Genomic DNA, 18,836 nt, shown 5'->3' with positions numbered 1-18,836 from the left:
GTACTGCATCTGCTCCATCAACTGCCGTTCGGACCGGACCGAATAGAGGATCTGGATCAGGCTGGCCCTGATCAACCGCTCCGGCGCGATCGAGGGCCGCCCGAAGTCGATGTAGAGCCGCTCCAACTCGGCATCGAGGCTGGCGAGCGCGTCATTGACCACCTGCCGGATCTTGCGAAGAGGGTGGCGTGCCGGGATCCGATCCTCAAGGTCCACGTAGCTGAACAGCGATCCGCTCGTCTCATCCGCTCCACGCATCTTCTCACCCCAGCATCGCGATGCTCAGGGTGAAGCATGTTCCAATTCCCGCGTCGAGGCCCGACTAAATCAGCGGCCTGTTCTCATGATCGCAGTCAACCCTTTATTCAACGCCATTTAATCCGGCTCGGCCGGCTCTTTTGGGTGTGGATGTGCATGGCAGGAGGCGGAACTGAGACGACGGTTGAGCAAGCTCTCATGCGCGGGTTGGTTACCGCATGACCGTGGTTACGTCCTGGGGCTGCCTCGGTCTAGAGATCGGGCATCGACTGTGTCGGCCCATAACAGGGCACGAGGGTTCCCCACCGCGTTCCGCCCCCAGACCTGCACACCGGCCTGATCCAAGCGGTCTTTCCTTTCCTTCTCAAGCAGCCGTGGCACGCGGCGCGGCAGGTTGTGTCGCCACCGCCCGAGCTATGGCCCAGACGAAGCCCAGCATCTCGCGCGCAATCGCCGTCACGACCACGACCTTGGCCTTTCCTGCCGCAATCAGGTGCCGGTAGCGCTGGCACATCCTGAGCTGGCCCTTCCAGGGGATGTCGCGCACCAGCTTGGGGAGTGCCTCAAGCCGGGCGAGCAGCTTCACGCTGATCCTTGCCTGCATCCGGTAGCTCCACGCCCCTTCTATCAATGCGCGCCGGGCGAGCCCGCTGCCCGCCTTGGTGATCCCGCCCCGGCGCACACTGGCACCGCTGGAGTGCTCCGATGGGGTCAGCCCCAGATAGGCCATCAACTGACGTGGACTGTCGAAACGCTGGAAGTCGCCGACCTCGGCCACGACCGTCACCGCAACGATGAAGCCCACACCACGCATCGCCTGAACCGCCGCAACCACCGGGGCGAGGCTCCACTGCGGCAGCAGATCGGCGATCTGGCCCGTCAGCCGCTCGACCCGTGCCTCGGCATCAGCCACCGCGTCGATGTAATCCTGCAAGACGATCTGTTGCGCCGGATGCGTAAACCTCACCAACGAGAGCCAACGCCGATAGACTCCGGTCCAGCCTTTCTTGCCGGGATAAATTCGGCCGTGGCGAAGCAGGAAGCCCTGCAAATGCTGGCGCGCCTTGCCCGCCACCCGCATCGCTGTTGCCCGGGCGCGGACCAGATCGCGCATTGCCTCATGCGCCGCATCCGGCACCCAGACGGCCGTCAACTCGCCCGCCCTGTGCAGCTTCGCCAACATAAGAGCATCGCGGCGGTCCGCCTTAACCCGATCCCCCGCCTTGACTGGAATCAGCGAGGGCGCGACCACAATGCAGTCATGCCCCATCTCGACAAGGTGGCGGTGAAGTCCATAGCCGCAGGGTCCAGCCTCATAGCAGAAGTGAAGCCGCGTTCGGCCTGCCGCCAACTTCTCCACCAGCTTACGGATTTGGTCTGGTCGGTTCGGCACGGATCCCCAATGCCGAACTTCACCGCCACGCGTGCCTTGGGCAACGGCAATGGAAATCGCTGCCTTATGGACGTCCAGCCCGATAAACGTGCTATGTTCCAACTGGTCTCTCCCCCCATTCTTGAGGCTCGGTGCCAGCCAATCTGGCGCAACCCTCGAACAGAGAATGCCGCGGGAGAGGCCACCGACCTAGTAAACTCGTCCAGCGATCATGGGGTCTAGGTCGAGAAGCCAGCCGCAGCCGCCACACCAGTCCACCGCACATCATCCCCCAAGTACCAACGCTCCGCCCGCGAGGCGCGTTAAGACGCTTGATAGAAATGGGCCGCGTCTCATATGCTAATCGAAATCATTCTGCACTTCATCGCTGGAACTCGCTTTGCTCGAAAAATTCTCCATCACAAAATTCGTTCCGGCGGTCCTAAGAGAGCTATCTGGGCAACGCCTTACCGCCCGTGAAATAGCCACGCTCATCATGCAGAAATACTCTGACGCCTGCGAAGATAAGCGTATGCGTAGCAGAGCATCAAAAATTCCGCTTGATAGCGATGAAGCTTTGTTGCAGCAAATTGTCGCTGAGATTGGCGCACAGCGCAAAGGGCTTGAGAGCCGACTAGGCATCAAGACAACGGAGGAACGTCCTCGCAAATATTATTACTCTAACCAAACAGACTCGGCAGAGGTCGAGGCAGTCGAGAAAATCACGACCCTTGCAGGAAACGACAAATATTCAGCCAAATTGTTTGAGGCTGATCTTTACCCAATCCTATCAGAGTTCCTTTTCAATGAATTGAGTATTTATTCAAAGCGCATTGATGAGAAACGCTCTCGCAAACAATATGGTCCTGATGGGAATAAGTGGCTCTATCCTGACCTTGTTGGCGTTGAGGACTTAACCTCGAGCTGGGAACGCGCGGTGATTGAGTGCGTCTCGGCCAGCTCAGAGACGCGCACAAAGCTATACTCTTTTGAAGTGAAGCTCCTTTTGAATCGCTCGAACGTGCGAGAGTCATTCTTTCAAACCGTCAGCAATTCATCGTGGGCGAATTTCCCTTACCTCGTCGCAGCAGAGGTTCAGAGCAGCGAGACCTTAAGCGAATTGCGTGTTCTGTCAGGAACGCACGGTGTGGGCTTGATCCGGCTGGACCCTGAGAACCCCAGCGAGAGCGAAATTCTTATCCCCGCTAAAGAACGAACGGAGATTGACTGGAATAGCGCCAACCGTTTGGCCTCATCCAGCACGGACTTTACAGACTACCTGAACCTTGTCCGGCAATTTTACCAGACCAAAGACATACGCCCGCAGGACTGGGATTATAGCGGAATATGACCTTTGCAAGGACGAGCGAAGCCACGCCGCGGGCCAGAATGGCCCGCGTAGCGCTTTTCCGGCGTGAGAGGCGGGGTTGCAGCCGCGCCCGGCCTGACCCTGCCCGGCACATGAGCAGACTCGGCAAGGCCTGCCCGCGATCCGGCTATCCTCTGTCCGGCCCCCGTAAAATTTTCCTGAATCCTGTTCAGCCAGCCGACATGGATATGTTGTCAACGCATCGTAATATGTGCAAGCATCTTCCTGTTTTATGATCGCAAGAAAATATGGCGGTAGAGTAATGCCAGAAAGCATTTTTGTAGAGAACCTTGTTCAGATCACTGGCGTAGGTATTTGGAACGACCACAAACCTCAAAGCCCTGATGCCGATTTCGCACGAAAAACAATTGTTTATGGCTTCAATGGATCAGGAAAGACCAGCCTGTCCCGCATCTTTTCTTCGCTGGAAGCAACTTCGCTTGCCAATGGACTTGATGATCGCGCGAAATTTCAGGCCAAGTTCTCCGACGGAACTATAGCTACCGACGTCGATTTTGGGCATCCGCTTGGAAACCACCTTCTGGTCTTCAACTCGGACTTCATTTTACGCAACTTCCAATGGGACAAAGGTTCGGCGTTACCGATCTTCCATATCGACGAAGACAACATTGAAAAGGTGCACGAGCTTCGCCAGCTAGAAGCCGACTTGGAAACCGCCTCGGCCAAAGCTCGCGCAGCCAAGACATGGCAAGAAACGGCTGAAAAAGGATATAAGGATAAAGGCACCGAGATAGGCGGACGCGTGCGCGAAGCCAGAGGTGCTGGCTACACTCAGCAATTCAATAGAGGAAATGTCGACCGCGAGTACGCAGAAAGAGAGTTCACTATACGAGACAATGTCGTGGAGAACAATATTGACGAGTACCGCGCGATCATTCGTCAGTCCGATCCTCTCCCGAAAATTGACTTAGCATTTGAACTACCCGAGGGATTTCGGGACGAGTTAAGAAGTGCTTATGACCTAGTTCAGCGGGACTTTTCTGCGCAGCTTTCGTCTGACCTCATTACCCACCCCAGCATGTTGGGGTGGGTAGCTGAAGGCCACCATTACCACGAAGAAAATCATCTCGTGTCATGCCTTTATTGTGGCAATGCGATATCAGACCAACGAGGAAAGACTTTGGCGGCGCTGTTCAGCGAGAGCTGGCAGGAGCAAATAAACGCGGTCACAGCGGCTATTGAATGGTGCGGGCGGTCACGCTCTCTGCTCAGAGGATGGTTAGAGGGATTTCCATCGCAGGCAGCCGTTCAACCCACTCTAGCCAAAGGCTTCGGCGAGGCCGAAAAGGGGTTTCGGGCTGAGGTTATTTCAACTGGGACGGCCATAAAAGAGCTGCAAGAATCGCTTGTTCAACGCCAGCGGAACCCTATGGAAAGCCAAACGGTTACCGACAACGTGACCAATATCTTGGATGTTAACTGGTCAGCTAGGTTCATTGATGCCAAGAACCGTTTTCTCACTGTTATCAGTGAGCACAATTCCATCAATGATCAGTTTCGGCAGCGCAAAGACGCCGCCGCCAACGCACTCAAGGCGCATGTGCTATTCGCCGAGCAAGCTTCATACCGCCAGCTGAAACGCAAGGCGGCGGATGCGGAAGAAGAAGCTCAGAAATCACAAAGTACGGTTAAAGAACTGCAAGACAAGGCGGAAACGCTGCGTAATGCAATTCGCAAACATGGAGTTGCGGCCAACGAGCTTAACAAACTGCTTCACGAATACCTTGGGCATAGCTCCATCCGGTTGGAGGCCAAGGACGATGGGTATCAATTGGTTCGCGCGGATGGCTCGATCGCGCAGAACCTCAGCGAGGGCGAGAAAACCGCGCTCACCTTCTGTTTCTTCCTAACTCAATTTGGGGCCGAAGGTCGCGACAAGAAGAAGCTCGTTGTTGTAATCGACGACCCGGTGTCGAGCCTCGACAGCAATGCCCAGACCTACGCGTTCGGCCTGATTAAGAAGCACACCAAACGTGTCGCGCAGGTCATACTGTTGACCCATAATCTCAAGCTCATGCACATGGCGAAGCGAGCCTTCTTCCGAGGGGTCAACTTTGCGGATACGGTTCCTCAAGGGCTGCTTTTCGTGGATTGCCGCGACGATGGAAAAGGCAGTCGAAAATCAGCGCTGGTGAAGATGCCATCGCACTTGGCGAAGTACGACTCAGAATACCAGTACCTTTTCTCCATCGTGTTCGAGGCTTCGGACAAGCGGAGCACCGACTATCTGTATCTGCTGCCCAACGCGATCCGAAAACTTCTGGAGATTTTCACGGCATTCGCTGCACCAGACAAAGCTAGTTTCGCCGAAGCGCTATTTGACGATTCTGGGAGAATTAAGGGGTTAGATCAGGCGGAAATGAACCAGCTTGAGCGAGTTTGTCAAATTGAGTCCCATGGCGACATTGAGGCTGTGAATTCACTTCCTGCGCTTACCGTCGAAGAGAGCCACCGTGCGGCAAATGGCGCAATGAAATATATTCGGGAACGTGACGGAAAGCACTACGATGCGATGCTGCGAATTGTGAAGAAACCGGTCGCCGACTGAAAGTCCGCCGTGCTCTGCCACTCAAGGCAGGATATGGGGGCTTGCTTCGCCTAGGGCGACAGGCAGCAATGTGCTGGGACGAGTCATCCGCTGCGCCTAGCGTGAATGGCAGCAAAGGGCCGCGCTTGCCTGTCGCGGCGAGCGAGACGGTTGGGCGCGCCAAACCTGACAGTTGCTGTGGCGCAGCATGCCGCTCGTGAGACCATTACGGACACTCATGCAGGCTGCAGCGTGGCGTTCTCGCTCGGTGCTTCAGCGGATGACGCCACCCCTGGCCACCAGTCACCCAGGCTACTGACCAATTGCCAGTCTTCCGCAACCGGACGTGCGACTTTGCCGCAGGACACTTGCCAAGCAAGGTCGCGAAATGGCGGGGCCGGGCAAAAAACTGACATCTTCGCGATCTTGACCTATGCTGCCTGGCAGTATCGGAACAAGGATTGATCAATGCAGCGGAGGGTGTTCATGGTCGGATGCGGAGCTGCTCTCGGCTTCCCGACCACAGGAATTGCAGACCGGGCGCACTATCCCGCGCCGGAAGACCCGCCGGGCGCGCCTTTTTCGGATGTCAACTTCAAGCTCGCCGTAATGTCTGCGTTGGTGGACGATGGGGTCATCAATTTGGGCAGGCCACCCCAACTCGCGCGACATCTGGTTGGCGACGGGTTCGATTACGAGCGTGAAGGGTATCGTCCGGTTCCGGAGGTGCACGACTATCTTGCCAGATATCCGCTCACGCCCGAAATGCTCGGCTCACTCGATACGCTCAATCTTGATGGTGGAAGTTCCATTTATCACCATATCTGGCACTTCTGGGATGGTGAAGACGATATTTTCGATGTCCAGAGCCTGAAAGGGATCGAAAGTTGCTCCAATATTCGCCAATTGAGTATCGTCTCAATGGTGCCTTCGGTAGATATCGGACTGTTAACGCCCTTGGTGCACCTTGCTGATCTTGAAATTGGTGTTGAGGTCATCAACCTTCCTGCCCTGCGTGACATTCAGGCACTCAAAAGCGTCAGTATTCTCAACGATAGTGTTTATGCCGAGGTGATGCAGCCGGGCCATCCAACACGACAGGTGATGGAGGACCTGAAGCACCGGGGGGTGCGTGTCTGGGTGCACTGGGTCAGTCATCGTGCACGCCCCCCAGCGTTTGAGTAGCTGCCCGCGTCCTGTGGCAGATAGTCTTCGCTTCTACCGCACGTGACCGCTTTGTCCCGCGATCACGGACGCTCCGCAGATCGAAATGCTGCGCCCCGTTTCCAATGGCCGGTTCGGGGAATGCTGCCGCGCAGCGCAGGCGAGGCTCGACCGGCAGCAATGGGCCGAGGCTCGCCAGCCGTGGAGAGCGAAACGGTTGAGGGCGCCAACCCTGCCAGTTGCTGTGGCGCAGCATGTTGCTCGAAGCCCATAGCTGCCGGTCGTGAACTGAATTATGATCTCTCCGAGGGAGACGACATTGGTGGACCTACAGTCAAGGATCGAAAAATGCTTGGACGTGGCAGCAACTTTAGCGCTGGCAGCGAGTATCGCTCTTCTGGTTGTCCTGTTCGCGGATCTGCTGAAGCCTCCGCTGGGAACCACCGAGCCTGCTCCTCTGTCCACGCTCGGAAAAGCAGCGATGTTTTTGATGTTGCTGGCGACACCTACTATCAGCTGCTTCGTCCTATGGCCGGTCCATCTCAATAATAGACGACGGGGTAAAAAAGTGGCTGGTTGGCTGCGCTATGTCGTCTTGGCATCCGCCGGGTGGATGTGGTTGCTGTTCGCGGGAATTAACACTCTCTGAACCGCCCATGGGCTTTGGTTAAACCTCGGTGCAAACCCCAAAATCCAGCCCCAGTTTGCCATCAAGGGCTTTCGCTCGCTTACGAAATTCATCGGTGCAGAAGATTGCTCCCGTTACCTCATCTGCCCAAAGGCTGCGCCCAGAGGCCGTCTCAGCGCGGACAACCCGCTGCACGGGATAGGTAGCTGACAGTCGAATGGAAGTCTTGTCCAGGTGCGGGAGGTAGGTGCGCATGATCCGGGATTTCTCCAGATCCACGGTCGGCGCGTAATCCATGATCAGCGCGGCGACGTATCGGTCCGGTGAAGTCTGCTCTCCGTTGTAGAAAGAGACATCCGCCAATGGCACGAACTGGTGCCGACCCGGTGCCAACTCCTCGGTCAGAGCCGCGAATTCTGAGCTGACTACCATCAGATTCTTGTGAATTCCTGCACTGTGCAGGGGCCTCGCAGGTTTCTGCATCAGTTCAATCCGAGATCGTTGTAGCAGCGACACCTCGGCATCATTCAGAGCGCGGGCACCGTTCAGGCTCGGGCTGAACGAGAACATTTCTACGTCCTCATCGGATGGGCTTTTACCGTCTGGCGGCCAGATATGTGCGCCAATTCGATCAGCTGCGACGAGCGAAACATCAACCCGATACATGGTCACGACGGAAACCCGAGCAGAGGCAATCGATGGATTGGAGAGCAGGTCGGACAAACTCTGTCAACGGCCCTTCGCCCTGCACCACCTTCAATCAGGGTGGCTGTTTGCTGCGGCGCATGACGACCGGCCCCTTTCGGGAATGCGGCCATGCACCATATGTCTAGTTCGACCGGCGGCTCAGGGCCGCGCCCGCCTGCCGTGGGGCGGCGGGAAGGTCGAAGGCCCGAACCTGCCAGTTGCTGTGGCGCGGCATGTTGCTCGGAGCCCGAAAGCCGCCTGTCGAGCCTCGCAGGTGCTGCGCGGCGGCATTCCCCGAACCGACCATTGGACGCGAGGCGCAGCAATTGGGGCGGCGGAGCGTCAGCGATGCAGGACATAGCGGTTATTCTCGATTAGAGGCGCAAGCGGGTCCACCGCGAAGATTCGCCGAAAGTCGTGTACTTTGGAGCGGAATCTACCCTTATTTTGAGTTACGCCTTTAGATTGTTGCGCGAAACACGAGGGAGCCCTGAGATGAACAAAGCTGACAAAACAGAAGGCGATCTGCCGGCGGGGTTCTCGAAAATTGGGCTCAACTTGAACGCGACTTACGTCAGCCTGACGGCAGCAGAGGTTGAGGGCGGGTGAGCATTTCGGGGCGCAACACGGCATCAAGCTGCTCTTTCGGCATTAGCCCACGCTCAAGCACCAGTTCGTAGACGCCACGCCCGCTGTGATGCGCTTCAAGCGCAATCTCGGTGGCGTTTTGGTAGCCGATGTAGGGGTTGAGTGCGGTGACGATGCCGATCGATTGCTCTACCAGCCCGCGCAACCTATCCCGGTTTGCCGTGATGCCTTTGACACAGTGAACCTCCAGGGTTCGGCAGGCGGCCGTCAGATGCGCAATGGAACGTGCGAGGCTGTAGAAAATGATGGGCTCAAACGCGTTCAGTTGAAGCTGTCCAGCCTCGGCCGCCATGGTGACGGTGATATCGTTCCCGATGACCTCGAAAGCGACCTGGTTGACCACTTCCGGAATAACCGGGTTTACTTTCCCGGGCATGATGGAGGAGCCGGCCTGACGGGCGGGCAGATTGATCTCGTTGAATCCTGCGCGTGGGCCCGAGGAGAGAAGTCGAAGGTCGTTGCAGGTCTTCGAAAGTTTGACCGCAACGCGCTTGAGCACGCCAGAGAGCTGGACGAATGCGCCACAATCCTGGGTGGCCTCCACCAGGTCCGGGGCCGTGACTAGGTCAACACCGGTGATAACCGAGAGTTTGGCGCGAACTGTTGCCGCGTAATCCGGATGTGCGGTGATACCGGTGCCGATAGCGGTCGCGCCCAGATTAATTTCGCGGATCAACTGGACCGCCTCGGAGAGCCGTTGCTCATCTTCAGAAAGCATCAGCGCGTAGGTTCCGAACTCCTGACCGAGCGTCATCGGAACCGCATCCTGCAACTGTGTCCGGCCCATCTTCAGAATATCAGCGAACTCGACAGATTTCGCCGCGAAAGCCTCGCGCAGCGACCCCATGGCAGTGATAAGTCGGGCAGTGCCCACCCAGGCTGCCAGTTTGAGCGCGGTAGGATAGACGTCGTTGGTCGACTGGCTCAGGTTGACGTGTTCATTGGGGTGCAGGTGTCGGTAGTCACCGCGGGCATGGCCCAGCAGTTCCAGCGCCCGGTTTGCGATGACCTCATTGGCGTTCATATTTGTGGAGGTTCCGGCGCCGCCCTGGATCAGGTCCACCACGAACTGATCACGCAACGCGCCAGACCGGACCTCGCGACATGCCGCAATAATTGCGCCGCCGAGGTTTTTCTCAAGAAGCCCCAACTCCATATTGGCCTCTGCCGCCGCTTCCTTGATTGCAGCGAGTGCAACGATCAGATCCGGCGTATCCAGCAGGCGCTGGCCTGAGATCGGGAAATTTTCCACCGCCCTTAACGTGTGAACGCCGTAATAGACCACCTCGGGGACGTCGCGGTCGCCGATCAGGTCATGCTCAAGCCTGGTACGAAAGGGTTCGATGGAGGCATCAGGGCAGGTGGCGTCAGGCGCAGACATAGAGATGGCCCTTTTGAGGTGAAGACGAACAGCGTCTGATGAAGCGTTGTGCCGCCGCGCCTCAGGCGGAAAAAGGCGCGGCGTGTTGAGTTGTGCGGGCGGCCTACGGGGCAGCGCATGGCCCCAAGGGCCACTTGATGCCCCTCAGGGAGGGCTATTACTCGACGGTAACCGCCGCGCCATATTCGACATTGCGACGGCCATAGCGCCGCACCCTGATATTGGCCTGCTCGGCGTGGCCGATGAAACCTTCCATATGGCAAAGACGGGAGCCAATGGCACCGATCCTTGCGGAAGCCTCGTCGGTAAGGATGCGTTGGTAGGTGCAGGTTTTCAAGAATTTACCGACCCAAAGTCCGCCCGTGTAGCGTGCGGCCTTGAGTGTCGGCAGCGTGTGATTGGTCCCGATCACTTTATCGCCGAAGGCAACGTTGGTGCGGGCGCCGAGGAACAACGCGCCATAGTTGGTCATGTGCTTGAGAAAGTAGTCCGGATCTGCCGTCATCACCTGAACATGTTCAGAGGCTACCTTGTCAGCTTCGGTGACCATCTCCTCGATGCTGTCGCAGAGAATGATCTCGCCATAGTCTTCCCATGCCTTGCGCGCGATTTCGGCGGTCGGAAGGATTGCGAGGAGGCGGTCGATTTCTGCGAGGGTGTCCCGCGCAAGTTTCTCTGAATTCGTGATCAACACCGCAGGGGAGTTTGGACCGTGCTCGGCCTGCCCGAGTAGGTCAGTCGCAACCAGCTCACCGTCCACCGTTTCGTCCGCGATCACCAGTGTTTCGGTAGGGCCGGCGAACAGATCGATGCCGACACGACCAAAAAGCAGGCGCTTGGCCTCGGCGACATAGGCGTTGCCCGGTCCGGCCAGCATATCTACCGGCGTAATGGTCTCGGTGCCCATTGCCATTGCAGCAATGGCCTGGACGCCGCCGAGACAGTAAATCTCGTCTGCTCCCGCGAGATGCTGCGCTGCGACGATCTTTTGGGCGATTTCTCCTTTGAAAGGCGGGGCGCAGGTGATGATCCTGCGGCAACCAGCTACCTTTGCCGTCAGGACGGTCATATGGGCGGAGGCAAGCAGCGGATATTTGCCACCCGGAACATAGCAGCCGACGTTTTCGATCGGGACGTTCTTATGGCCCAGAACAACACCGGGCAGGGTTTCGATCTCAAGATCGAGAATGGTCTCCCGCTGCGCCTGGGCGAAGTTGCGGACCTGATCCTGTGCAAAATCCAGGTCTGCGCGTTCTTGGGCGGTCAGGCTGTTGACGCATTCGGCGATCTCTTCGGGCGAAAGGCGATAGCTTTCACGATCCAGCCCGTCGAAGCGAATGCTCAGTTCGCGCACGGCCTTGTCACCACCTTTGGCGACCTCGGCCAGGAGTTTTTCGACAGCGTCTGTGACTGCAGCCGGTGTCTGGCTGCCCTGCGACATCCGGGCAGTTTTAAGATGCTTGCTCAATGCAGTTGTCCTCTTTGTAAAGCCCGGGCGTTTCGCCGGTGCGCCAGCATGTGGCTGCCGGTTCGGGTTCTCCCGCAGCCTTAAGCCCATGAGTATGTTGCCTTGGGTGACAACAGCGGGCAATTGCGCAGGGACAAGAATCCTGACGCAACTTGACGCACGATGGGGGGTGTAAGTCTCAACCCTCGCCATCACAGCGTTCCCCGGTGTCATGCCTCCTGCGTCATTCGCAGCAATTCATTGGCAAGAAGGTCATCAAGTATTGCGCAATATGACGCACTTCCTGCCTTCTGGTGCGCCAGTTAAATCTGGGGTGCGAAATTGTCACCACTGGGCGTTTGCAAGGATGCTGCCCCGATCAACTTATAAAAACGGGGAGCAACAATGAAACGGTTTGCAAAGATTCTGTCGGTGTCCACAGTCTGCGTCGGCGTCTCCGCAGGTGCGGCGATGGCGGATAAACTGGACGATATCATCGCTGCAGGCGTGCTGCGCTGTGCAGTGATGCTTGACTTCGCCCCGATGGGGTTCCGGAACGAGGCGCACGAGCCTGTCGGTTTCGACGTTGATACTTGTAATGATCTCGCCGCCGCCTTGGGTGTAACTGCAGAAATCGTTGAAACGCCGCTGATTGATCGCATTCCAGCGCTGCTCTCGGGCCGAGCGGACGTCGCTGTCGCCTCGGCCTCGGACACGTTGGAGCGCGCAAAAACCATTGGCTTCACCGTGCCGTATTTTGCGTTCACCTCGGTCATCCTGGCCCGCTCCGATGCCGGGATCACAACCTATGACGACCTGAAGGGCAAAGTCGTCGGCACGCCTGCCGGGTCAGCGGAGGGCATCGCACTGCAAGCTGATGTCACTCAGTGGACCGCTGACGGTTCAGGTGGGGAATACAAGGGCTTCCAGTCGCAGGCTGATACCTACCTCGCGATGAGCCAAGGACAAATCGTGGCAACGGTTCTTCCGTCGACACTTGCTGCAGCCGCTGTTGAGCAGAACCCGGGCTTCACCGTCGTCGGTGACGCTCCCTATGTCATTGACTACGTTGGCCTGATGGCACCGAGGGGCGAATACGGCCTGCTCAACTACCTGGATCTGTTCATCAACCAGCAAGTTCGCACCGGTCGGTATGACGAGTTGTACCGCCAGTGGATTGGCGGCGAGCCCGCCTCGCTGACAGTGCCGAACGTCTACCGCTGATCAGTGATCTTCCCGGGAGCTCGGCGGTACGATTGCCGCCGAGCTCGTCCGGGGCAGCTTGGGCAAGTCAAAAATGAACTACACATTCCACTGGCAGCCTGTGCTGCGAGCGCTGCCGGATATAATGCAGGGTGCGCTCGTCACCCTGCAGATTGCGGTTTTGTCAATGCTTATAGGCGTTGTGCTGGCCGTAGTATTGGCTGTTGCGGGGAAATCCCGGTTTGCATCTGTGCGGTTCGCCGCCGCTACATGGATTGAAGTCGCGCGCAATACACCGGCGCTTCTTCAGATATATATGGCGTATTTCGGTCTGGGATCGCTCGGGATACACATGGGAAGTTTTGCAGCACTTCTTGCCGGAATTACATTTAACAATGCCGGGTATATGGCCGAAACATTCCGCGGCGGCCTGCGCGCCATTCCCGGAACGCAAATGAGGGCCGCGAGGTCACTCGGTATGGGTCCTGTTCAGGGGTTCCGTCTGATCATATTTCCCCAGCTTATGAGAGTCAGTTTTTATCCAATGACCAATCAGATGGTCTGGTCAATTCTGCTCACGTCTCTTGGTGTGGTGGTTGGTCTGAACAGTGACCTCACAGGCGTAACTCAGGACTTCAATGTGAAGACCTTCCGTACATTCGAATTCTTTGTCGCTGCTGCGGTGCTTTACTACGCTCTGGCCAAAATTGTGATCATTGCCTCGCGTTTGCTTGCGTGGCGGCTGTTCCGATACTGAGGGGAAAGCGATGCTCGACGGAATTTTCAATACAGCGCTAACCCAACGCGACCTTGTCTTCATGATACAGGGCGCGGCAATGACGCTGAATATCACACTATTTGCCGTCATCGGAGGAACGGTCGCCGGCGTTTTCCTCGGCCTTGTCAGGGCAAGCGCTCCGGTATGGATAAATCTACCGCTCGGGGCAGTCCTCGATGTCTTTCGCTCAGTGCCGCTCCTGATTCAATTTGTGCTCGCGAACTCGTTTCGCTCGGTTATCGGTCTCAATTGGTCGCCTTTCACTATCGCCTGCGTAATGCTCGGGCTCTACACGGCGGCCTATTGTACTGAGATCGTGAGGGCAGGTGTCTCATCGGTACCGCTCTCGACCCGAAGGGCAGCACGTTCGCTCGGCATGACGTGGGCGCAGGACATTGTCTATATCACATCTCCTATCGCACTGCGCACATCCTTCCCTGGCTGGATAGGGCTGGCGCTCAGTGTGATGAAAGACACAGCACTTGTCAGCTGGATTGGGATAATGGAACTCCTGAGGGCATCGCAAACGATCGTTACCCGAATTCAGGAGCCGATGTTCGTCCTGTTCATTGCTGGCCTGATCTACTTCGCTATCAGCTTCCCGATTTCTCGCCTGGGAGCTCGTCTGGAAAAACGGTGGCAGACCAATGATTGAAATATCGAATGTTCACAAATCCTTCGGCGATGTTGAAGTGCTGAAGGGGGTATCTCTGACGGTCGAGAAGGGTGAAGTACTTTCACTGATTGGAGGATCCGGATCTGGAAAATCTACCCTGCTGATGTGCATCAACGGGCTTGAACCAATTAACGCCGGGCGAATCTTGGTTGATGATATCGACGTTCACGCCCGGAATACAAACCTGAACAAGTTGCGTCAGAAGATCGGTATCGTTTTCCAGCAGTGGAACGCGTTTCCCCATCTGACTGTCCTTGAGAATGTGATGATCGCACCGAGGAAAGTTTTAGGGAAAGGCAAGAGCGAAGCCGAAGCGATTGCAACCGAGAAGCTTCGTCACGTCGGACTTTCTGAGAAACTTCATGTATATCCGAGTAAGCTCTCCGGTGGGCAGCAGCAACGGATGGCGATTGCGCGTGCTCTGGCGATGTCGCCAGACTACATGTTGTTCGATGAGGTGACATCTGCGCTGGACCCACAGCTTGTCGGTGAGGTGCTGGACACGATGAGAATGCTGTCGTCTGAAGGTATGACGATGATCGTCGTGACGCACGAAATGTCTTTCGCACGCGAGGTTTCAAATCGGGTTGCCTTCTTCCACAAGGGGCTTATCCATGAGATCGGTGCTCCGGAGCAGATTTTCGGCAACCCTTTGAGGGAGGAGACGCGCGCCTTCGTTCAGTCGAGTGCTCGTTAGGCATGCCAAGAACCTTCATGCGAGCCGGCAGAATGTCGGCTCGTTCATTTTTTCAATGTAAATTAGTTGCTTAGGCTTGAGCGCATTCTCAGGTGCGAGGTTGACGGATCGGTCACAAAACGCTGTTGAGACATGGTCGAGTTTTGGATAGATTTTGCGCAAAGTGACGCAGTTCCATCCGAGACAAACCAGCGAGTGGCAAGACCTGACATGATCCATTCCAGCGAGAATAGGGACTTAGCTCGGAATCTTAGATTTCTGTGCGAACAGAAGCGCTCAGTATCTGATGTCTGCAGATCGACGGGAATAAATCGGCAGCAGTTTAATAAGTATTTGTCCGGCCTGCATCAGCCATCTTCATCAAATCTACGGAAGATTGCCTCGTTTTTCGGCACATCACCGGTGGCTCTGGAAATGCCTCACGCGGATTTTGTTACGCTTCTGGAGGGAAACTATTCTGCGGTTCTGGACCATCTTCGGCGAGCTCCTAAGAGTAGGGGGTTGCTCGAGGCACTTATTACAAGTGACCCTGTCGTTACAGATAGGTTCGTCGGATGCTACGATCGGTATCATTATTCGAGTATTTACCCCGGTAAGATTCTCCGTGCGGCGTTCTGCGTCTATCGCAGGGGACCGCTTTTGCTCCATTACTACGCTGAGAGATTTCCGAGCAGAGACAATCCAAATAAAACCGAATACATATTTAAATATCATGGAGTAACTCTTCCGCTTGTGGACAGAATATACTCTATAGATTTTGAGAGTGTGAAGAAGAATGAAATAACATTATCAATTTTCGGTTCGCAGCCTCGATCTTCGCACAAATTTCTATTTGGCGTAACCACTGGGATTGCCGCAACTATGATGCGCCCGCCATTCGCAACGAGAGTTGCCTTACATCATCGGTCACAGGGCTTGATTCGACGCGAACATCTAAAGAGGGCGACCGTTCTAGAAGAGAATGATCCAGGCATACCCTTTGAGATTATTGACTTTCTGAATCGCAAGCGTGACATGATTATATTGTAGGTCTACATGGCTATATTTGTGCAAATCGCGATATTATAGCGAAGTGCGCTTGTGCACTTAGCAGTATGCATTTGTTGCAGTGCGTTCGATCTTTTGCCCATGCAGTGAGTGTAGTTATTTTCTGCTCTAGCGTCTGGCAATAGCCTGCAGAGCAGGGTGATCGCTGCGCCGCGGATGTGTTGTGTGGTTTGCTGCGGTTGCTGCGCTGCACCGCCCTCAGGTCTGATCAGACGGCGATCTCGCTGGAGTTCCGCCAGAACGGCCGCTCGGCCGGGTTTGCCGCAACTGCCATGTCGCGCCGCCATCAGACGGCTTTTCCGCCCAGCGGGTGAGTTTGGTGTAGATTTTGTGTATTGCTCTGCCGCACGTGCAAACGGCAGCTTTGTCCCGCATAGCTGCCATCTTGGCCGGGTGTTCGCTGCGGAGCAAGACGAACGGCTGCTTCCAGGAGTGCGGCAGAGCAGCATTTTCCAGGTCGACCGTCCGGTAAGGGCCGGCCTAGTCTGACCTGTAGTGGTACTGGGACAACTGAGTGCAGAACTTACCGTTTGCTCTGCAGCAGCATTTTGCTCGCAGGTCGTTGCGAACTTTGGCCGAAAACGCTAGCCTACAGAAGCGCGCATCAAACCGTATCTGCATGGTCGAATCCTGCGCGTTCTCCCCTTCTTCCAAAACCAGGATGGCGCATGTGTGACCATATGTTTGTCGTGACCGGTGGCCCCGGTTCGGGCAAGACTACTCTGATCAACGCCCTGCACGACAGGGGGGTTGTGTCTATGCCCGAAGCAGGGCGGGCGATCATTCGCGATCAGGTCCAGATTGGTGGAACTGCCTTGCCTTGGGCAGACAGAGCCATGTTTGCCGAGCTCATGCTCGGATGGGAGTTACGGTCGTGGCATGAGGCATCTGCGGTTGAAAGGCCGGTTCTCATGGACAGAGGTGTTCCGGATGTCGTCGGCTATCTTACGTTATGTGGCCTTCCCATTCCCGCCCATGTGGAGGCTGCCGCGAATACATATCGCTACAACAGGAAGGTTTTCATCGCCCCATATTGGGATGACATTTTCGGGCAGGACGCCGAACGCAAGCAGGATAAAGAAGAGGCCGAGGAGACCGGCATGGTCATGGCTGAAACTTACGCCCGTTTCGGATATCGGCTTGTTGAGCTTCCGAGGCTGCCGGTCGAGAGGCGCGTCCAGTTCGTCCTGGAACACCTGAATGTCAATCGGCATCCAAACGGGCCCCCTGATCGGCGTCCAAAAGTGACCCCTGTGGCGCGCGGGTGAGCAGGCCCGTGGCGGCGTAGCTTTCCAGCTTGCGCAGCCGACGCGGGCCTGCGTTTCGGAGGGCATTCAGGCTCGGGTTTTAATGCGCCAACTGTCGTTGCCAGTCTCGACGATGTCGCAGTGGTGGGTGAGCCGGTCGAGCAGCGCGGTGGTCATCTTCGCGTCCCCGAAGACGGTCGGCCATTCGCCGAATGCCAGGTTGGTGGTGACGATGACGGAGGTCTGCTCGTAGAGTTTGCTGACCAGATGGAACAGTAGCTGGCCGCCGGACTGCGCGAATGGCAGGTATCCGAGTTCATCGAGAATGACGAAGTCGAGCCGCATCAGATGTTCTGCAAGCCGGCCCGCCCGTCCGGCACGGGCCTCGGCCTCCAGCCTGTTCACCAGATCGACGACATTGAAGAACCTGCCCCGGGCACCATTGCGGATGACCGCGCGCGCGATGGCTACAGAGATATGGGTCTTGCCGGTCCCCGTGCCGCCAACCAGCACGACATTGCGCTGTTGGCTGAGGAACTCCCCGCTGGCCAGATCTCGCACCAGGGTCTCGTTGATCGGGGTGTCATCGAAGGTGAACTCCTCGATCTCCCGGGCATAGGGCAGCTTGGCGGTGGTGATCTGGTATTTGACCGACCGCGCTTTCTTCTCGTTGATCTCGGCGGCCAGAAGGTCTCCAACGATCTGGCGGGGTTCATGCTGGCGGCGCACAGCCACCGCCATGAGTTCGTCATAAGCGGCGCGCATCCCGTAGAGCTTTAACTCGCCCATTGCGGCCATGATGTCAGCACGATCCATCAGCAGGCCCTCCGCAGCAGATCATAACGGGCGCAGTCCGCCACAGGCTCATGGGTCAACTGCAAGGCCGGAGAGGTCAGCAGAAGCGGTGGTGGTTCCGGATCTCGCCTGCGGGATAGAATATTGAGGATTACATCGGCAGAATGGACGCCTTGCGACAGAGCTTCGGCACATGCCTTTTGAACCACAGGCATCCCTTCCGTCAGCACAGCGCCGAGGACCTTCACCATCTGGCGGTCGCCATCTGAGGAGCCCTGCAGCTTGCGGCGGATCTGTTCAAGAGCTCCGGGAAGAACCCAGTCCTTGAACGGTGCGCCGTTACGCAGCGCCCCGGGCTTGCGAAGCAAAACAGGCACATAATGCCAGGGATTGTAAACTGTTCGGTCCCGGCCGAAGTGACGCGGGTGGTCTCCGACCAGTCGACCCTCCTGCCGGATCTCGATCCGCTCAGCATAGGCCCTGATCTCGACCTGCCGCCCGACAGCCGTTGCCGCGACGGAGTATTTGTTGTTGTCGAAGCGCACGAGACAGGTCTTTGACACCGCCGCAGGCAGTGAATGGAATCCGTCGAAGCGCCCGGCATAGGGAACAAGGTGTGGGCGCTCTTCCTGGAAGACCTGCCAGACGGTTTTGTCCGTCAGCTCCGGATGCTTGCTGGTTCTGGCCGAGGCGATGCACTTGTCCAGCAGCCAGGCATTCAGTTCCTCGTAGCTCTTGACCCTGACGCGGGGCGCGAAGAACCGCTGACGGACAGTGCCGACCTGGCTCTCCACCTGGCCTTTCTCCCAACCCGCAGCAGGGGTGCAGGCAACGGGTTCGACCAGATAATGGCTGGCCATCTGCAGGAACCGACGATTGTAGAGACGCTCT

At 56.9% G+C, this 18,836-nt stretch carries 17 protein-coding genes; 10 read left to right on the top strand and 7 right to left on the bottom strand.

Annotated features, from left to right (window positions below):
* Positions 1–258, bottom strand: a 258-nt coding sequence (locus M3484_RS23080; protein ID WP_249499438.1) for a transposase, incomplete at its 3' end; no start/stop codon positions are given.
* 364 nt (positions 259–622) lie between these two features.
* On the bottom strand, positions 623–1,753 hold the full coding sequence (locus M3484_RS23075; protein ID WP_249499437.1) for an IS110 family RNA-guided transposase: 1,131 nt from the start codon (positions 1,751–1,753) through the stop codon (positions 623–625).
* A gap of 277 nt (positions 1,754–2,030) precedes the next feature.
* Between M3484_RS23075 and M3484_RS23070 the strand changes: the two genes are divergently transcribed.
* From M3484_RS23070 to M3484_RS23055, 4 genes are all read left to right on the top strand, one after another.
* Positions 2,031–2,981, top strand: a complete 951-nt coding sequence (locus M3484_RS23070; protein ID WP_249499436.1) for a COG2958 family protein — start codon at positions 2,031–2,033, stop codon at positions 2,979–2,981.
* A gap of 280 nt (positions 2,982–3,261) precedes the next feature.
* Positions 3,262–5,568 (top strand): AAA family ATPase, encoded by a 2,307-nt coding sequence (locus M3484_RS23065; RefSeq protein WP_249499435.1) that lies wholly within the window; start codon positions 3,262–3,264, stop codon positions 5,566–5,568.
* Positions 5,569–6,015: 447 nt separating this feature from the next.
* Positions 6,016–6,732 (top strand): DUF6892 domain-containing protein, encoded by a 717-nt coding sequence (locus M3484_RS23060; protein WP_249499434.1) that lies wholly within the window; start codon positions 6,016–6,018, stop codon positions 6,730–6,732.
* Between the two features lie 331 nt (positions 6,733–7,063).
* Positions 7,064–7,360, top strand: a complete 297-nt coding sequence (locus M3484_RS23055) for a hypothetical protein (RefSeq protein WP_249499433.1) — start codon at positions 7,064–7,066, stop codon at positions 7,358–7,360.
* A gap of 18 nt (positions 7,361–7,378) precedes the next feature.
* On the opposite strand, the gene M3484_RS23050 is transcribed toward M3484_RS23055, so the two are convergent.
* The 3 genes from M3484_RS23050 to hisD form a co-directional block, all read right to left on the bottom strand.
* Positions 7,379–8,062 (bottom strand): imm11 family protein, encoded by a 684-nt coding sequence (locus M3484_RS23050; RefSeq protein WP_249499432.1) that lies wholly within the window; start codon positions 8,060–8,062, stop codon positions 7,379–7,381.
* Positions 8,063–8,600: 538 nt separating this feature from the next.
* Positions 8,601–10,055 carry an aspartate ammonia-lyase gene (gene aspA / locus M3484_RS23045; RefSeq protein ID WP_249499431.1) on the bottom strand — a complete coding sequence of 485 codons (1,455 nt, stop codon included), beginning with the start codon at positions 10,053–10,055 and terminating at the stop codon, positions 8,601–8,603.
* Positions 10,056–10,212: 157 nt separating this feature from the next.
* Positions 10,213–11,523 carry a histidinol dehydrogenase gene (gene hisD / locus M3484_RS23040; RefSeq protein WP_249499430.1) on the bottom strand — a complete coding sequence of 437 codons (1,311 nt, stop codon included), beginning with the start codon at positions 11,521–11,523 and terminating at the stop codon, positions 10,213–10,215.
* 384 nt (positions 11,524–11,907) lie between these two features.
* Between hisD and M3484_RS23035 the strand changes: the two genes are divergently transcribed.
* From M3484_RS23035 to M3484_RS23015, 6 genes are all read left to right on the top strand, one after another.
* Positions 11,908–12,726: a transporter substrate-binding domain-containing protein gene (locus M3484_RS23035; RefSeq protein ID WP_249499429.1), complete on the top strand. Its 819-nt coding sequence runs from the start codon at positions 11,908–11,910 to the stop codon at positions 12,724–12,726.
* 73 nt (positions 12,727–12,799) lie between these two features.
* Positions 12,800–13,462 (top strand): amino acid ABC transporter permease, encoded by a 663-nt coding sequence (locus M3484_RS23030; protein WP_249499428.1) that lies wholly within the window; start codon positions 12,800–12,802, stop codon positions 13,460–13,462.
* Between the two features lie 22 nt (positions 13,463–13,484).
* The gene (locus M3484_RS23025; RefSeq protein ID WP_249499439.1) at positions 13,485–14,138 is read left to right on the top strand and encodes an amino acid ABC transporter permease; all 654 of its coding nucleotides are present in this window, start codon (positions 13,485–13,487) and stop codon (positions 14,136–14,138) included.
* Complete coding sequence (locus M3484_RS23020) at positions 14,131–14,856, top strand: amino acid ABC transporter ATP-binding protein (RefSeq protein WP_249499427.1); 726 nt, start codon at positions 14,131–14,133, stop codon at positions 14,854–14,856. The genes M3484_RS23025 and M3484_RS23020 overlap by 8 nt, the downstream gene beginning before the upstream one ends.
* 132 nt (positions 14,857–14,988) lie before the next feature.
* Positions 14,989–15,885 carry a helix-turn-helix domain-containing protein gene (locus M3484_RS24090; RefSeq protein WP_502942506.1) on the top strand — a complete coding sequence of 299 codons (897 nt, stop codon included), beginning with the start codon at positions 14,989–14,991 and terminating at the stop codon, positions 15,883–15,885.
* A gap of 698 nt (positions 15,886–16,583) precedes the next feature.
* Positions 16,584–17,171 carry an AAA family ATPase gene (locus M3484_RS23015; RefSeq protein ID WP_249499426.1) on the top strand — a complete coding sequence of 196 codons (588 nt, stop codon included), beginning with the start codon at positions 16,584–16,586 and terminating at the stop codon, positions 17,169–17,171.
* Between the two features lie 66 nt (positions 17,172–17,237).
* Here the strand turns inward: M3484_RS23015 and istB are convergent, their stop codons facing one another.
* Positions 17,238–17,966, bottom strand: a complete 729-nt coding sequence (gene istB / locus M3484_RS23010; protein ID WP_028714057.1) for an IS21-like element helper ATPase IstB — start codon at positions 17,964–17,966, stop codon at positions 17,238–17,240.
* Positions 17,966–18,836 (bottom strand): Mu transposase domain-containing protein (locus M3484_RS23005; protein WP_502942504.1); only part of this gene is annotated, 871 nt, incomplete at its 5' end. The genes M3484_RS23005 and istB, both read right to left, overlap by 1 nt.

Origin of the sequence: Pseudomonas sp. GX19020, from assembly GCF_023371075.1 — a bacterium.
Classification (GTDB): domain Bacteria; phylum Pseudomonadota; class Alphaproteobacteria; order Rhodobacterales; family Rhodobacteraceae; genus Pseudogemmobacter.
The sequence above is the reverse complement of the archived record's forward strand: the minus strand, read 5'-3'. Positions and strand labels throughout refer to the sequence as shown.

Coding starts and splice junctions, on each gene's coding strand:
- M3484_RS24090 (WP_502942506.1), top strand. CDS start 14,989: ATGGTCGAGTTTTGGATAGATTTTGCGCAAAGTGACGCAGTTCCATCC.
- M3484_RS23060 (WP_249499434.1), top strand. CDS start 6,016: ATGCAGCGGAGGGTGTTCATGGTCGGATGCGGAGCTGCTCTCGGCTTC.
- istB (WP_028714057.1), bottom strand. CDS start 17,966: ATGGATCGTGCTGACATCATGGCCGCAATGGGCGAGTTAAAGCTCTAC.
- M3484_RS23065 (WP_249499435.1), top strand. CDS start 3,262: ATGCCAGAAAGCATTTTTGTAGAGAACCTTGTTCAGATCACTGGCGTA.
- M3484_RS23035 (WP_249499429.1), top strand. CDS start 11,908: ATGAAACGGTTTGCAAAGATTCTGTCGGTGTCCACAGTCTGCGTCGGC.
- M3484_RS23015 (WP_249499426.1), top strand. CDS start 16,584: ATGTTTGTCGTGACCGGTGGCCCCGGTTCGGGCAAGACTACTCTGATC.
- M3484_RS23020 (WP_249499427.1), top strand. CDS start 14,131: ATGATTGAAATATCGAATGTTCACAAATCCTTCGGCGATGTTGAAGTG.
- M3484_RS23030 (WP_249499428.1), top strand. CDS start 12,800: ATGAACTACACATTCCACTGGCAGCCTGTGCTGCGAGCGCTGCCGGAT.
- aspA (WP_249499431.1), bottom strand. CDS start 10,055: ATGTCTGCGCCTGACGCCACCTGCCCTGATGCCTCCATCGAACCCTTT.